This is a genomic window from Veillonella sp. 3_1_44 (assembly GCF_000163715.1).
GTDB classification, from domain to species: Bacteria; Bacillota; Negativicutes; order Veillonellales; family Veillonellaceae; genus Veillonella; species Veillonella parvula_A.
Genome location: NZ_GG770200.1, coordinates 152,203 through 169,291, shown reverse-complemented (window position 1 = coordinate 169,291; position 17,089 = coordinate 152,203). Strand labels below are relative to the sequence as shown.

The following is a 17,089-nucleotide window of genomic DNA, read 5'->3' as shown; positions in this document are numbered from 1 at the left end:
TTACCAATATTAATGATTCTATTATTATTAATTACACCTCTACATCGTAACAGTATTAATCGAGAGTAACTATTTATATTTAAAGTACGATACAGTCTTGTTCCTTACGTTCTCCAATACCCCAAGTATAGATATTTATAATGTCATCAAGGACATAGACTCGTAAGGAGTCCTCTATAGGATTAATCATCTTACTAGCTCGCCGCATCATAGCATCATATTGTTTCCTATTAAGCAATGCTTCAAACGCAGACTTTTGGACACGAACGCCATAACGCTCCAGGCATTTAACAAGACGGTTACGCGTTTTATTATCCACCACATCATAGATAACTAGGACGATAAACTTTTTCATATCAGTGAATCTCCAATGGCGTATACAAATCTACATCTTCGTGTATAATTGCACTAGCAAATTGCTTGCACTGTTTATAGATAGATTCACGATAGCTTTTACGATCATCAATATATTGATTTTCAGAACGAATTTTCTTATTATAGGCCATTAGAAATGCCTTACGCCCCTCTGCTGTCAGGTAGCAACCTTTATCAGAATTATCAAATTCGGATAAATCTACCATATTACGGCTCACCATAGATAGCACCATAGAATCTATAATTGGCGCCCGCCATTCTTCAATTAAGTCAGATGCGAGGGCTGGATGACCTTTAGCTAGGCTATGCATGACTCCTACGAATGGATGGAGACCTGCATTAATAACACCAGCTAAGATTTCATTAAACAGCATGCTGTAACCTAATCCGAGCATGGCATTAAACGGATCTCGAGGCGGTTGTTTTGTACGTTTTGTAAAAGCAAAGGCAGATGGCACAATTTTACCGAGTGCTTCAAAATAAAGACGACTTATCAGCCCTTCATACCCCATGAGTTCAGATACACGCATACATTCACCAATATGACTACGTACAGATTTAATATTCGCAATCTGTACATCTATATTGATATCCTCTTCCAAATTACGTGCGTAGCGGCGAAGAATAGTCAGCTGATTACGCACCTTTGCCCGAATAATTTTACGTGACATAGCCACTCTAAATGCATTATCATCTAACAGATCAAATTGCTTCTTATGTTTGTTAATGTCAATAGTATTCGTATTGATTATAGTACCAAAATACTTGCCATAACCAGATAGCCATGTAATCGGTACGCCACGTTCAATAAAGTCAGTTACCAATGAGCTTGTTATAGATACTGAGTCAAAAACAGTAATATCTTCGATTCGCTCTAAAGGGACCTCAAACAATACTTCATTATTACGACCAACTACAACATGACCACCGTCACGCTTGATAAACGATCCTGCTTCTGTAACATATAAGGATGACATATAGTCGCCTCCTTTTATACAAATGAATATGCTAAGGAATCAATTTAGGTCTAAAGATGATAACGATTAAATTTCTACAGTAGTACAAATGTCTTAGCCTTCACATCGCCGCCAAACACTACTAAGAATTAAAGCTCTCTTTTTTCATTATATATTCATTTCCAATTTAATCCAATAGAAAACTACCAGATTTATACAAAAAACCAGTATATTCACTAAAAAGAATATACTGGTTATATTTTTGTACTCATATGAGTTTTTGAGATAAAAACCGACTCCTAGTGGGGATTATCTTTTTAACTTGTACCGTTGGCGAACACTAAGGGTATTCGTGGTGGCGGGTTTCCGTCTCCTAATAGGGATTATCTTATTTAACCGATGCGCCAACAAATTATGAATAATCTTGTATTTACGAAAGAGTTTCCGTCCCCTAATGGGGATTATTTTATTTAACCGTGTATTCCATTTCCGTATTGCGACAAGTGGTGCTATTGTTTCCGTCCCCATCAGGGGATTATTTAATTTAACGATCTACGCCCACGCGTAGATTATACTAGATACGAGGGATATAGGTTTCCGTCCCCATCAGGGGATTATTTAATTTAACCTGCATCTGTAGAAACAAAGATTGCAGCTCAACAAAAGGTCGAGTTTCCGTCCCCATCAGGGGATTATTTAATTTAACGTTCTATGGCTGAGGCTATCAATACTTTAGAAAAAGGTGGATAGTTTCCGTCCCCATCAGGGGATTATTTAATTTAACTTTAGAGGAGCTAAACGATAATATGAATCTTGGTGTTTTATTGTTTCCGTCCCCATCAGGGGATTATTTAATTTAACTCTTCGTAATTAGAGCATTCATACAATATTTTGATATCAATGTTTCCGTCCCCATCAGGGGATTATTTAATTTAACAAATGAAAGCACAGAATGCTATGCTTATGCGTATTATGCAAGGTTTCCGTCCCCATCAGGGGATTATTTAATTTAACTACTAACTGTTACAGTACCCGTTGAGTGGAATAAATCTAAAACGTTTCCGTCCCCATCAGGGGATTATTTAATTTAACTTGAAATGAAAATCTTTATCAATCGAGAATTGCTGCAAGCCAGTTTCCGTCCCCATCAGGGGATTATTTAATTTAACTTGATGTAGTCATGTTTGATAATAATATCAAAGAAGATGATTTGTTTCCGTCCCCATCAGGGGATTATTTAATTTAACTTAAAAAAACAGCATGCGTCCGTTCTCCCTTTATCGGCAAACCGTTTCCGTCCCCATCAGGGGATTATTTAATTTAACCCTGTCTTTGAAACAACAGATATTTACTGGTTCCAAAATGCAAAAAACGGCGGAGATTACAAATTAATCTCAAAAAGCACTTTAGCAAGTTAAAATAACATCGTTAAACCGCACCACTATCACAACGGCGCAGATTTGTTTTTGCAAGGATCAAAACTACCTACATTATATCACAAACAAAAGAAATAGAACCATTAGCTCTAATACAATAGATCTATCAAGATACCATACTAACGCTAATGATTCTATTAATATATCGTACATACTCTAAATAGTAAGTGCTATTGTAATAGGTAAAATATGTCAGATTAAAGAAATCAAGTTAATATTCCGTTTCAATACCGTAAACGGTAAGCACTGTTCCAACTGGTCGTCGGTAATTTTAAAAATGCCGAAGATGCGGTTTCAATACCGTAAACGGTAAGCACTGTTCCAACAATCAAAGTAGGTTCTCAACCGTTACATGGAAAATCCAGTTTCAATACCGTAAACGGTAAGCACTGTTCCAACTGCAACTCTGTCTCCAACTTGAAGCTGACGAGAAGTTTCAATACCGTAAACGGTAAGCACTGTTCCAACAGCATACCTCAGAAGGCCAGTATTCATGGGGCTTAAAAATAGGTTTTAGCAAACCTCACACCGTAAACGGTCAGATTAGACTCCCATGGGATTAAAAATGCCGATGAGCATAGGTAAATACTGGTGGTAAATGATTTTTCTAAGGTTATAGTAATTATAAGGTTTTTCATATTTTACGTCAATATTTAATTCATTTTCTTTTCATTATATTTTAAGGAAATACTATTAATAAAATTTTGATAGTTAATTTTTTTCAATAAATAGTTTAAACAAAAGAACCCTCCTAACGTTTTGTTAGGCGAGTTCTTTTATTCTTTAAGGCATAAAGATCATAACTATATAGTTATGTTTTAGGCTCATAACCTCAATCTATAAATAAAATTTTGTATGGAAATCTTTATAAAAATAGGTATATAAATTTTTCTATATAGTCTCTACTTATACATATAAAATACATACTTATCTAATGCTTTTTTGTATTCTTCTATCGTTTTATAGGTCACGGTACTATCTTTAATCCAATCTTCAAATTTCAGATCTGGCCCACTATAGCCAAAATCTTTGTAGGTCTTCCATATGCCACCATGTTGTTCTTCGTATTGTTCCCAGCGTGCTTCACCGAAAGTAGCCATGGAAAGGGCTTTGTGATAGTTTTCTTTTGCTATTTCTATATTTCCTAACGTTTCATTAACTTGAGCTATTATATAGCAATCGAAGAAAGGCCATGTATATCCACTAGGTGCATCCTCCATAGGTTCTTTCTTATTAGGAAGAGCCATATCAAATTCTTTTTTATATTTCTCGGCTCGTTGCATATCTCCAAAATGAACAGCTAGCTTAATCATATAGTTAACACATAGCTCATAGTCATTTATGCCATAAAAAATAGGTATGTAGTCCTGTTTTTCCCATTGTTCTGCCAATTCATTCCAGAATTCTTTATCAATATCAGATAAATAGAACGTCCACAATGCTCTTAGCCATAAATAGAAATCTCTATTAGAATAATTTTCACAGTACTTACCATCTTCACCGTATAACAGTATATTCTTTTGTACTTTATAGTCTGAATCTATTCCCAATATTGGTGGATATAATTCTTTAATATAACATTCATAGCCAAGTTGATTATTGGTTTCTATGTAATAATGTAGCAATGCATAGCGTAAATGTTCTGTATTAAAAGCATGTTCTGGATCGTCTAAATTCTCAAAAATAGAATCTATATGTTCTTTATACAAAACTGGATCTTGCTGTTGCATAACCATTAAATCTTGTAGTATTGCCTCTATTCTTTCATCTCCTAAACAAGCATAGGCTAGTGCTCGATACCACTGAGATATGCGAGATACTTTCACCAAATATTCAACTTGCCAAGTATCTGTCGCAGAAATTTGTACCTTTGCAAGTTGCACATCTAACTTGTCTACAATCGGTAAAATATCAGCATACATGTGTCTATTAAAAGCATGTCGACATGCATCAATCATACAATAAAATGTACAGCACAGGCGAACGTCTAGAGTTAGTACAGTTGCTAAGTCTTGCTGCTTATAAATGTCTCGTCCATCTATCTTTTTTTCACATATTTCCTCAAAAATAGACTGCACTGCCTCATCATAGGTGAGTATAAAGTTAAGATAGTCCTTACGCTGCTCATTTTGAGGAGATAACTGAACTAACAGTTTCTCTCGTGTGAGTTCTTTTACAAGGTTATCAAGTAAAGGTCCTACAAGATATTGTTTCTCATAGCCGATTACCCCATCGTCATAGGATGGAAACTCATCATTATAAACGTTAAGAATCTGTAAATAATCATGTATAGCATAAGCATCTAATATTTTATCTACCCAAATATTACATTCATCATAAATGGATATGCTAAAACATCTATTGTTAATCATAAAACACTTATGTAAACTACAACACATCTCACAGACAAATGGATCCTCTGTTAAAGCAGCTAACTGTTCACTCTCTGTATCACCTTCCATTGCTTGTACCATGTAAGCACCAAAGGCATCAGCGATTAATAGGAACTCTGTATTAATTATCGTAGGTTCGTCCATGGTATGGGTATTGGAAATTGAGGAAACCGACAATGGAGAGGGTACTGCTTCACGCTCGAGATCTTCCAAAATCTGTTGAACTGTTGTGACAGATAAGGGGGTATCAATATGAAATGCACCGTCTAAATAACCAAAAAAAGCATCTGGTTCAAAGAAGGCCTTTAAAAAATATCTAAGCATATGATCGAATATATACTGAGCCTCCTCTTTAGAAGATTGATGTGTTGGGAATAGCATATCTCTACCTCGATAGCTTTTATACATAGGATAAATAGTATAATATCCATCACGAGGTTCAGATAATAATGGTTCCCCATTATAGGTACCATGACTAATAAACTCTGGCAAACAATTGATAACTTCTGTTCGCAACTCCTCTATAGGCTTTCCCCAGTCATTGCAAAGTGCTTTTACAAAAGCACGAATACGTTTACGTTCTAAATCATACCTTTCTCGAGCTGTCTCCACATCCTTTTGTTCATCTTCTAAGAAACATCGATCTGGTACATAATAATCCAAAGCAAGTAAAAATGTCGTTGTTTCTTTCCCTTCTATAGGTGGAAACAACGATGGTCGAATAGCATTAAATATACCTGTTGTACTTAAGGTTAAAAATCTCATAAATCCTCCCTGTGCATAATACTACATAAAAACAAACTCTCTTTATTTAAACGGTTTAACATATAACAACTATTTGCTCAATTATTACATTAAATCTTATTTCTCTATTTAATACCCTATGCAACTGTTTTCGCTTTCACTTCAACAGCCATTACGGTCAGCCCTAGCTTCCGCAGATGATTAATAACCTCAGGATTGTCTTCGTGAAAGCATAGTTCCTCTGGTTCACAGTCAAAGAGCACACAGAAATCTTGCACCATATGGGATATATCGTTCTCTGTTTTATTGCTAAAGCGTATTGCTCTATAATCAGTGACCATATGGTGTCTTAGCAACATGCGTATCCGTTCAGGATTAGCCGCTGTCCATAAGGCACATCGCTCTCTGCCATATGTGCTGAGCACACGAGCTACAGAGGAATTCAATTGAGACATATCTAAGTGGCTTTCTACATATGCTTGTTTTAGGGTAGCCATATGAACTAAGTCATACTCTGACAGCTGTGGATACCATTCCTGTACGATTTCACGTGTAATACGTGGCACGACCTTACGGGGTTCTAGTGCCATACATGCCAAAGCGTGTACATAGCCAGCTGTATTTAATTCGTCGGTAAAGACCAATGTATTATCTACATCTACAATATGAAACATGAGAACCCCCTTTAGTCATATACATATCAAAATAGTTTTTGCTGTGCCTCTAGAGCTGGATTTACAAGGCTTACTAGATCATCCACCGTTACCGATGTATACCCTGCAGCACCTACCTCACTTGGAATTGTCACTAATTGTTTTGCTTTTTGCTGTGAAAGTAGGCTACGGTTCAATTTCATCTCAAGTACTTCGCTATCTGTCGTTTCATCGTACATAGCACAGGCAAGATGTCCGTAAGAATGTGCTTTTCCCATAGCATGGCGGGATCCACTGTCTCCATCACGGCCTTCATAGCTTGCGATGAGCACTACAGCCTTAGCAAATAACGCTTGCAACCGATCTCGCTCTACATAACGGTTTATGGCCTCATGACGACTACGGGGACCATTGTAGTATTCAGAAATAACAAGACCACCTTTTTCGATAATTTGATGGGCCATGTCCCGATGGTCTGCCGGTGAAATAGCATTTAATGGTGATGGCAAGATGGCAATTGTTTTTCCTCCGTAATCCATACAAACGGTATGCCCAATAGCATCACAACCTTTTGCAAGACCGCTCACAATATGCTGACCGCGCTGTACTAATTGCTCAACAATCTTACTTTCACGAGCCATGATGTCCTCGTTCGGCGTTGTGTAACCAATAACAGCCACATTCCGATTCAAATCACTCAACAAAGACAAGTCACCCTTATAAAACAAGAGATACGGGCGATCCCCTTTAGGGGCGCTTTCATTAATAACTGGAAAATCCGCATCAAAGCAGCATACCGCGCCGTCCATCCAGTCCATGTCATCTACCGCAACGGATAGGTCATGCACTACATCATCGATGTTTGGAATATCGCTCATCATGGCGAGGAATTCATCCTCTGTTTTCCAGTTATCATGAAAGCTCTTTCTCGTTGTAATGCGACTCGTCGTATTATGGACGGCCCAGATTTTTAGAGCTATCGGTGAAATATTCATATTATGCCCCTTTTCTATAAGAAGAACGACGGTAGGTGTATGCCACAGCATAGAATATAACACGAGCTGCGCCCGCATCATATAATGCCTGAATACAATCCTCATCAACGTTCACTGTTTTTGTATAAATATCATCAATTAAAATAACCGTTTTGTCTCGAACTACATCGGCATTGATATGGCAAGTGTCATTTGTAATCCCCACATAGGGCTCCCTACCACAATTATCAAAGCCTGGCAAATTTTTATGAATATGTGTTGTCTTCGTATTTGTATGTCGCATAATACAACTGATGCCATCTGTGATACCTGAGTATCCGTTGGCCTGTAATATTCTGACACACTCTTGCACCGCATCGCGGAAGCCCAACTGGTTAGGTGACATAAATGCTTTAGATCTAGGTACAACGGCAACAACCGCCTCCTCAAGCTTTTCAGCCTTCATGATATCGGGTATATCCCTTTTTACTCTATCATACACTTCCTGACGGGCAGATTTTAGGACACTAGGACAATAGTTGTTCAATGTATTTTTTAAGGTATTAAGAAAATCAGGATTTCCAGGCTCACGAAAGCGCAAATACAAGTCACGATAATAACCAACACAGTCACGAGATAAATATTCATTGCTAGATAAAGTAAAACGTCTAATTAACTGTTCCATATGAACCTCCATGTATAAAAACTACATAATTATTGTTAAACCTGTGGAGTGCCCATCACTCAATTTCAAACCGTCAAGGACGGTCTCCAAACAAAGGAGATTTATATATGTAGAGAGGAGAAAATTTATTTTTAAAAGGAGAACTATCATGCTACTTGATGTTTCAACCCCTCAGGTTTAACTTGTGTGTTCATTATACGGATTAAACAAAAATAGAGATAATCAAAAAAACTAGGAACCAAAAAAGAGGTCTCAAAGACATCTATAACAGATGCCTTTAAGACCTCTTTACTTGAGAGTAACTATATTTGAACTCCAATTGAGTTCAGTTTGTATGAGGTATAAATCCTATTTATTTTGTAATGTCACACGCACTTGACCAAGACTTTGGCTAGACAAACGACCTATGCCACAATGCTGTCCAAAAAGAGCCAAAATAGTAATCAGTTGATTTTCTTCTTCTGTTAATTTGGAGATATTAAAGGTAAACTTACCTACAAAACCAGTAAGCCCTCGATCACGACCATAAAACACTCGTTTTGTATGACCTTCCCAACGTTCAAGGATAACCTTGTCAACGACCGACCGTATTAAATCCTTATCTAATACATCGGTCATATCGCCAGCATTCCATTTATCTACGAGAGAAGAAAAAATAAGACTTGATGTAGGGAATGTTATATCTCCATAGGTTCCGTTAAAGGATGTAGGCATCATAACCTCAAAGGTTATGTATTTCGCCGGTTTTGCAGAGAGACGGCGACTGATGAGCTCTAGTTCATTATCTACTTTCAAAGGTAAATTGAAAGGTGCGCCATACCGAATACCTATAATAGTAGTACGTAAACGTCCGAAGATGACCTCCAGTCCCTCAGGTATACCTTCTAATAAGCCCCATAACTCACTATGCCATACAGAAACATGTAAATATAAGATATCCCCACTTCGAATGATATTATCTTGACGAGGCTCTTTAAAGGATAATTGTAGTGAGAAAGGCTTTATTCCTTCCATATCATGCCACCATGTAGCCTCATCTGCATCTACATGACTAAGAATAGAGAAAAGTGCCGCATGTAGATATCGCCCAGGAAAGGCAGGTAAGCTGCTTCTATTTTGAGCTTCTAAAGCAATAGTAACTGTTCCAAGCATTATTTAGACCACTTTGCAATGAAGGATTTAGGTGTATCTAGCTTGCTACGGAATCTGATACGAGGATCCATTTTATTATTCTTAATAGTCATCATAGAAATACCTTCAGTCCAGTTTTTAGCTGCATTTGGGCCATTAGCAATATTCCAATCTAGCATCATGAATAAATCATCTAACACAGCTTTATAAGAGGATATGTTAGAACCTAGTACTTTATCGCGATACTGAGTGAAAGATTCTACATACTCATTAAGAGTAGTTATGCTAGCGCCAGTATTCCAAGTATCACCACCGAATAGGCTACCATAGCGTTCTTTACTATCGAAAACCGTTACAGCAGACTCTAGTTTAATACTACCAAAACCAATGGATTTCCCCATACCAAGTTTATAGTATGTACGACGATTACCGCCAGAGTAATGATCTAAATCTAGGGACATCAACAATGCACCTAGCTCAACGCTGCTTAATCGGTCAAAATGAATGCGGCTTTTAAAGGTGACGCCAGTATCAACTGGACGGATTTTACGAGTACCTTTAATGGCCTTTTCCTCTTTTGTACGAGTCCAATCTTTTGCTTTTGCTAAAGGTTGATGCCAGTACATTTTATAACCGCGAATGGACGCCCTTTCGTGCCCCCAATGGTTATAATTAGAATGATCATCTACATCTTGCTCTAAATACAATTGGAAGGATGTTGGATTAGGCCCCATTAATGGATGCGGATAGTCGGATTGGCACATTCTCACAGGCCCCACAACATGAGCATCGGAAAAGGATAAGCGGCCTGCCCAATTATCGCCATAACCAAATACACTATCACAAAGATCCACACCATTATTATGTTGCTCTAATGTAGTTGGTAAATGGTCACTAATTTTCAAGTCATATGCAATACGATAAAATCGACCATGACCAAAATGCTTTACGATACTATCTTTTTCAGAGAAGAAACATGGCACTACAAACTTAACATCATTACAACGAGTATAATTCTTGGCTGCATTGCCAGATTTACCAACTTTTTTATCCAATAGGTTTAATGTACCGCGGTTCTTATCATCTTTATAACTATCAATACATTCTTGAAGAATTGGAATGCGCTTATCTGTAAAGTTACCAGGTCGAGTAATACGCATATAAGACATTTTAGAGTCCATGCTACCAGTATGAATGTTTACATACTGATCATTCCAATCGATAGAACCTCTGCCCTTCTTATTCTTCTGCATTTCATAATCATCAGTATAAGACATTTTTCTAGATTTACTAGGCACAGCAAAATAGTTATTATCTACAGTCTGAATGATAAAGCCTGGTGTCGCTTTTGTAGCAGGCTTCATTTCACCTTTGCCATTCTTTTCCTCCCCTACCATACGAGAAGTATAGTATTCTTTGAGGGATTTAATAGAGCTTGCAAAATCACGGAAATAAAGATATCTATCTTCGAAATCACCAAGCCCCGTTCCCCGTTGGTATGGTCTAAAGCTACTAACTGTAACAATCTTGAAGATTTGTTTTACCATACCTTTAAGACTTGCCCCCGGAATTGTAGGATTATCTTGGCCACCATAAAATTCAAGTGGTGTCTCCTCATCTTGTTTAGACGGTCCACCAATGAATAATGGTGTTTCAGTAGTAATCGTAAGGTCGATATAACCTGTATGCATGTCAGCTTGTTGTACATGATCACAGTATGCTTTTAGCACATCTTTTGTAACCCCTTCAAAGTGACCATTGTAAAACTCAGCTGGAATTACATGCTCTGGCAAGCGTACAAAGTTGTATGCCGCACTTGCTGGCCTAGTAGGATATTTACTACTCTTACCACGATTACTGCTATTTTGATTATTATTGGAATTATTATGATTATAAGAAGAAGATTTTTTTGGACTATTTTTTTTACTTTGTTGTTCTACATAATCCTGTCCATTAACTTCTTCTAAACGAGCACGACTAGCCTTCTGTCTGTCAGCGATTGTTTTTGCCATACTAGACCTCCTTATCTACGATTTTGACATATCGATAATCTGTATAGCTCGCTTGATGATTATCTAAATAGCCAATGTAATTGCGTGTCGTTAAATAACAGTATTGTTTTATTGTGAATACAGGGATAATTTGTGAAAGTTTACGTCCTGTATCAACTAAGCTTGTAAATCCTTCTACTCGGTTCAACTGAGTACGACCTGCATCAACTTCACCAATCATACGGGAGGAAGAATCAACGTATGTTACAGGTTCACCAGCTTCATCGTTAATATAGCGATACACAATCTCACCATGTTGTATGGTGAGACGCAATTCTTCCGTTTCATTAAAGATACGCATATCTTGTAGATATGCCAAGTCTATATCAGTTGTTCCATCAGAAAATTGGAAGCCACCTTGCTTGTAATAGCCCCATTTAACTTCATGGACAGACCAAGTAATAACTCGGCCCTCTTGTTTCATGTATTCATTTACTACAGCTAGTACGTTCACATTAGCTGTAGGGCCGCATGTGCCGCAAGTACGTGTATATACACCTTCATGGCTATGTAATTGTTTACTCATGAGCACCCTCCTTAGCTAACATTGTATCCTCTGTAGATTGATGTAACGCTTGTACCAAAGCTTCAAGTTTAGTGGATTCACCTTCCGTAACCTTACCAGTACCATCGATACCATAGCTTTCACCATGATATTGAACCGCAACAGAGTTACCTTTAATGCGACCATAACCGATTGTACGATTAGCGCCCAACGTAATTTGACCTGTCATAAGATCTTTTACAAGGAGTAGCACAAGGCCCGCTTCACTATCACTACAGTCTTTAACAGTCATATGCAATGGAAATACTAACTGTTTACCTTTACTCTTACGTACAGGATGGTCTTGGAATAAAGCACCATTCATGGCACCACCTGTAAAGCGGTCCACTCGAATGCGAGGTTGTTCCTCTTGTATAAAAGATTTATCAAAGTAAACTTCATCTACCATGACACGACCTTTACGGCTTTCATTTGTTTTTTCAATGCTATAGCCAAAGAGTGCATCCACCGCTTGATTGCTACGGCTTAACGCCTGTAGTATACGGCTACAATGGTGACGTAATACGCCCTTAATGGATGTACCTGGAATAAAGAGAGCTACGGACTTATCTTCCCAAGCCTCTTCGAAAATAGATTTAATAAGAACTGTATCTTCTAAGCAGCATTCTATATCTATAACAAGGTCTTTTTCAGCAATCATGCATCGCTCAGGAATAGCAACAGATGTACCCGCTTTACGTAGTAACCACGCTTTTACATGTTCTGGCTTAGTGAAGTCATAATGCTCTAAAGAAATATCTTTACATGTTACGCGACCTAAACCATTCACCGTACGAGCACCAATGGAGATGCCGTTTTTAAGTAGATTAGCTAACGCTACAAGAGCTCGCTCAATCTTATCCGCTTGATTTTCGTGGCATTGACGAATCACGCAATCGATACGCAATCGACCAGTCGCACCAGACTCGATGACTTCAAAGTCATATTTTGCGCCATCTTTAGTGACACCACGCACATCGTCTATACAGATGCCATCACGAACGACAATATTTGTATTATCTAATGGAATATCATTGATCTGTAATGCGCTTTGTGTACCTTTGTCATCAATGGAACCAAATAATACATCTTCAGATACAGGTTCAAGGCCTTGAATCGCTTGGCGCAATACGCCTGCTAAGGATGTACCAGGAATGAATGGTTGGCCATCGTGATATGTTACCACGATATCATCTACTGTATCATTTAAAATATCATTACTAACACCAGCTCGAATAACGAGAGGGCTTGTGAGATTGACAGTACCAGTTAGAGTGTACCGCCCTATTACACTTGCAGAGTTTAACATACGACGGTCCTCCTTACTTAATCTTTCTAATATGTCTAAAGAAATATGTCCAATATTCGTAGGCCACTACATTTGAAAGTTTTTGTTTGTCGAGCCCTACCATATCGACTAATTCAGCAGGAATTTCGTAGTATGTTCCACTTTCGCCAGATTTTGCTAAACAAGCTGCCACTAATGTAGGCGCATCAAAATCAATGATATACTCCATCAAGTTAACACGTTTTGTTTCACTGCGCGTATAAGCATGCTCTAAATGGAACTCACGCAAGTTCTTTTCAATAACTCTAGGCTCATTTTTCTTTTGCCCTTCTGCCTTCTTGTCTTCCAAGAATTGTTGTAATTGCTTATGACCAGTTTCATGATTTGTACCAAGTTCAGTCAATAGTACAGATGCAAAATGCTTAGATATACCACTTCTAGACATAGTACGTTTAATATACGTATCTACATCGTGAGCAGCACGCAAACGAGCATTTACAATAACTTGTTTTTCCAATACCTTTTTTGCAATTTCTTGGGTTGGCATATGTAAAGATTTGAGCTTAGGTACTTCTTGCTTACCTAATTTCACTAGTTTGAACTCGCCAGGAATCCATAAACGGCCTTGACCGTAGCCCTCTTGAAGTCGAGTACCCATGCCGTTATACAAGATATTTTGTAGTTTATCTAGATCATCTTGAGACCAACCAGATTCCTTTACAAGCTCTACGATACTACCAGCTGATGCAGACGCTTCAGCGCTACTACGAACGCCCCAAATACTATTAAAGCTTTGCTCCTCTTGATAAGAGGCAAACACCGTACCTACAGAAATATCTAAACCAATTGATTGGACTGCTTGAGCTACTACATGACCAATAGACTCATTACCTAGCACTAATGGCGTATGAAGTCTTACATATACAGAGTTACCACTATTTACTGGCGTTGGAACAGCTGTAATATCACCAATTTCAACGAGACAATAACCATATTCAGTACGACGAGAGCGACCGATATGACAATCCAACTGTTTAGGGAATTGACGTACAAACTCTTCTAATGTAGCTTTAGGCCCCACCACACAGCCAACAAACACTTGATTTGGTTCAATGTATTCATAGTTAAAAATATTTCTGCCCTCATTACTGCGACCTTGCACACGTTCTTGCTCTAAGGAACGAGACATATGTAATTTAATAGCCGTTTCAATTTGTACAGGGCTACATTCTTTGCCATCTACAATAACAAAACCTTTAACACCTTTAAAACCCAAAATATCTTTACCAGTGTAGAAGTCTACGACATCATCACTGGCATAGCCTTCTGAATTTTTGTTCTTTTGTAAGCTCAACGGCGCTGGGAAAGACGTACCTTTTGGCGTATGCTTATAGGCAGCAACAAATCGCAAGTCACCATAGAATAACTTCATAAAATCTTGATTTTTATGAGCCTCTCTACCAAGCTTATGAGAGGAAATAAACTGAGATGCAAAAAGACCGCGTAATACTCGTCCATCAATGGAGCCACGTGTAGATGTTAATACACCTGCTGTGGAGGAATTCGCAATAAGCGTTGGGGATTTAACAGTAATCGTAATATTTACTTGTTCCATAATGTACCCCCTAAAGATTCTAAATCAAAAGATGTGTCATCAATTATGCATTCCACTTGACCAAAGCCGCGGTTACGTTTACCACCAATGCCAGTCAAATTACGCACTGCACATGCTAAAATCAATCGTTCTAATTCCGTCATATCTTCCACATCGATTTGACCACTGAAAGCAAGACCTCTATTGAGAACGCGAGAGTTATGCAACGTCCCCTCTAGTGCTGTACCTGTTACTTGATCGATAGATGTGTAATAACGCATAGATGTGTACTCTTCGAGGACACGTTCCTTCGTAAACACTGCTGGATATTGCTCTTCAAGAGCCGCTAATTCACTAGCTACCACGTCATAATCAGCAATTGTTAAATTAGAAATAGATAATCTAGGGTTATCCTCTGCACCTTCAAGGCGATTAAACAATACCTTTACATCATCAATAGTAAAGGTATTCAAACCTGCGGCATGCATCATTTCAGCTACTTCAATGGCACTTTCATATAAAACACCACGCACACGTTTAGCAGGAATAAAAGGAATTCCATAACGATCATGGACGATAGTGCTGTCCGTGTTGACATCGCCTTGGCCGGACATAAGCATCGTTGGCGACAATAATTTAATAGTTAATGTGTACATACTTACTCCAATCCAGGCAAAACATAATCCATTAATTCTATGGCATCAACATATGGCGTACGCATTTTACCATTTACCTTAGCCCATAGTTTTTCTTTGAAAGCATCCCAACCAGACACAGTAGGCATAAATTTATTAGTGTTGCGCAGCTGCTCGAGGAATACAGTCCACATATGTTCATTATCTTGTAATACAGAACGCAATTCTTTGACCTTATTATGAGCCAGTAAATCACCTGAATATGCTTTATCCTTAACCAAAATAAATTGATGTGTACACTCTAATAATTTTGAAAGAGCAAATATATCTTTTTCAGCCTCAATATTATCATTAAACACTTGATATGGCCCAAAATGCATATTACCGGTTAAGCTACTATATTCATTAGCGAAAAACTGCTCCAAGGTAGGTGCTGTTTCACCATGAAGGAAGGCAAAATCCATCCAACAAGACTCATTAACCTTGTGCACCGCATTATATTCACGCATTTTAGATTTAGCGCTATCGCAAAGCTGCTCTGCCATTTCATAGCCTCTAAAGAATGGGTAAGACGTAGGAATTACAGCAATACCAGCACAAGAAGAAATGGATATGCTGTTCTTATCACTCAAGAGTTGTTGCATTAAATAGTGAGAGGCTTGCACTGCAATACGAGCATTGCAAATAAAAGTAATATCATCGCCACCAATGATAATCGGACGGATTGGCAACATATTCTTAGACAATTCGAGGTTTTCATCAAGAATATCGTATTTATCAATAATCCATTGCACCAATGCTTTAAAGCTCTCCAATGTCTTTGTAGCTACACGTTTAGAAAGAGCACTTCGTTCTTCTAATGTTTTACATTGTCTAAAGTGAGCACCCATGTTATTACCATCGATATGAACGATTGCAATATCATTAATTCCTGTTTTACTCTTTTCGGTAGATTGGTTTTGACCTAACTCTTCAAATTCAGATGGAAATACCCAATCAGTCGTTTCCGTACCAAATAAGTCTATTTTTAAACGGCTATTCGCAGCCTCAAAGGCTTCAAATTTAGCTGTGAAGGATGTAGCAACTAAGCGCTTGTCATCACCAAAGCTTTGCGTTGTATCTGCTACCTCACCACTGAAATCACAAATGGTTGTCAAACCTGTATTAGCAGGATGCACAATTGGATTCAATGCAAATTGATTAGCTTTCAATTGTTTATATAATTGGCCAAGATCTGCAGAAAACTGTGTTCCATCAAGAGTAATGTGACCAGTTGTGGCACCTACTTTTAGACCTGGATACTGCACCAAAACTTGAGTCGTAAATTTCTTAACAATATCTTGAACCAAACTTTCATGTTTATCATCTATAAGAACCAGAGCATTACCGCCGCCAATATACGCAACGTATACAGGTTCTGGAAGAGATGTAATGCTATCACTACGAGTCAACCAAGATGTAGTGTCAGCCTCTACCCCAAGCTTATTGATAATTTCTTTACACAATACATACTCAAACAATCTATCCACAATAAACGATGCTCCAACATTAGCCTTCAGTTTATTGTTAGCAAAAATATACTTTTGAATAGACTGCACATCAAACAATATGGCATTTACTTGCATAGGCT

13 protein-coding genes and 2 CRISPR repeat arrays are annotated in these 17,089 nt (G+C 37.9%); all 13 genes read right to left on the bottom strand.

Features of this window, described 5'->3' with window-relative positions; genetic code table 11:
• Positions 1-79: 79 nt before the first annotated feature.
• Positions 80-355 (bottom strand): CRISPR-associated endonuclease Cas2, encoded by a 276-nt coding sequence (cas2, locus tag HMPREF0873_RS04420; protein WP_008714631.1) that lies wholly within the window; start codon positions 353-355, stop codon positions 80-82.
• Position 356: 1 nt separating this feature from the next.
• The gene (cas1, locus tag HMPREF0873_RS04415; protein WP_008714629.1) at positions 357-1,352 is read right to left on the bottom strand and encodes a CRISPR-associated endonuclease Cas1; all 996 of its coding nucleotides are present in this window, start codon (positions 1,350-1,352) and stop codon (positions 357-359) included.
• Between the two features lie 267 nt (positions 1,353-1,619).
• A CRISPR array of direct repeats spans positions 1,620-2,656; the repeat unit is 35 nt; unit sequence GTTTCCGTCCCCATCAGGGGATTATTTAATTTAAC.
• Positions 2,657-2,988: 332 nt separating this feature from the next.
• Positions 2,989-3,235: a CRISPR direct-repeat array (repeat unit 35 nt; unit sequence GTTTCAATACCGTAAACGGTAAGCACTGTTCCAAC).
• Between the two features lie 434 nt (positions 3,236-3,669).
• Positions 3,670-5,925: a hypothetical protein gene (locus HMPREF0873_RS04410; protein WP_008714626.1), complete on the bottom strand. Its 2,256-nt coding sequence runs from the start codon at positions 5,923-5,925 to the stop codon at positions 3,670-3,672.
• Between the two features lie 116 nt (positions 5,926-6,041).
• Positions 6,042-6,578 (bottom strand): hypothetical protein, encoded by a 537-nt coding sequence (locus tag HMPREF0873_RS04405; RefSeq protein ID WP_008714624.1) that lies wholly within the window; start codon positions 6,576-6,578, stop codon positions 6,042-6,044.
• A 26-nt stretch (positions 6,579-6,604) separates the two neighbouring features.
• Positions 6,605-7,552 (bottom strand): DNA-processing protein DprA, encoded by a 948-nt coding sequence (locus HMPREF0873_RS04400; RefSeq protein WP_232192009.1) that lies wholly within the window; start codon positions 7,550-7,552, stop codon positions 6,605-6,607.
• A gap of 1 nt (position 7,553) precedes the next feature.
• On the bottom strand, positions 7,554-8,216 hold the full coding sequence (locus HMPREF0873_RS04395; RefSeq protein WP_156778339.1) for an amidophosphoribosyltransferase: 663 nt from the start codon (positions 8,214-8,216) through the stop codon (positions 7,554-7,556).
• Positions 8,217-8,564: 348 nt separating this feature from the next.
• Positions 8,565-9,368, bottom strand: a complete 804-nt coding sequence (gene cas6 / locus HMPREF0873_RS04390; RefSeq protein WP_008714618.1) for a CRISPR system precrRNA processing endoribonuclease RAMP protein Cas6 — start codon at positions 9,366-9,368, stop codon at positions 8,565-8,567.
• Positions 9,368-11,359: a TIGR03986 family CRISPR-associated RAMP protein gene (locus HMPREF0873_RS04385; RefSeq protein WP_008714617.1), complete on the bottom strand. Its 1,992-nt coding sequence runs from the start codon at positions 11,357-11,359 to the stop codon at positions 9,368-9,370. The genes cas6 and HMPREF0873_RS04385 overlap by 1 nt, the downstream gene beginning before the upstream one ends.
• A gap of 1 nt (position 11,360) precedes the next feature.
• On the bottom strand, positions 11,361-11,924 hold the full coding sequence (gene csx19 / locus HMPREF0873_RS04380) for a CRISPR-associated protein Csx19 (RefSeq protein ID WP_038125633.1): 564 nt from the start codon (positions 11,922-11,924) through the stop codon (positions 11,361-11,363).
• The gene (locus HMPREF0873_RS04375) at positions 11,917-13,251 is read right to left on the bottom strand and encodes an RAMP superfamily CRISPR-associated protein (RefSeq protein WP_008714613.1); all 1,335 of its coding nucleotides are present in this window, start codon (positions 13,249-13,251) and stop codon (positions 11,917-11,919) included. Before HMPREF0873_RS04375 ends, csx19 begins: the two co-directional genes overlap by 8 nt.
• A 13-nt stretch (positions 13,252-13,264) precedes the next feature.
• The gene (locus HMPREF0873_RS04370; RefSeq protein WP_038125632.1) at positions 13,265-14,845 is read right to left on the bottom strand and encodes a hypothetical protein; all 1,581 of its coding nucleotides are present in this window, start codon (positions 14,843-14,845) and stop codon (positions 13,265-13,267) included.
• The gene (locus tag HMPREF0873_RS04365) at positions 14,833-15,480 is read right to left on the bottom strand and encodes an RAMP superfamily CRISPR-associated protein (RefSeq protein ID WP_038125630.1); all 648 of its coding nucleotides are present in this window, start codon (positions 15,478-15,480) and stop codon (positions 14,833-14,835) included. Before HMPREF0873_RS04365 ends, HMPREF0873_RS04370 begins: the two co-directional genes overlap by 13 nt.
• A 2-nt stretch (positions 15,481-15,482) precedes the next feature.
• A complete protein-coding gene (locus HMPREF0873_RS04360) occupies positions 15,483-17,084 on the bottom strand; it encodes a hypothetical protein (protein ID WP_008714611.1) in 1,602 nt (533 codons plus the stop codon).
• Positions 17,085-17,089: the final 5 nt, after the last annotated feature.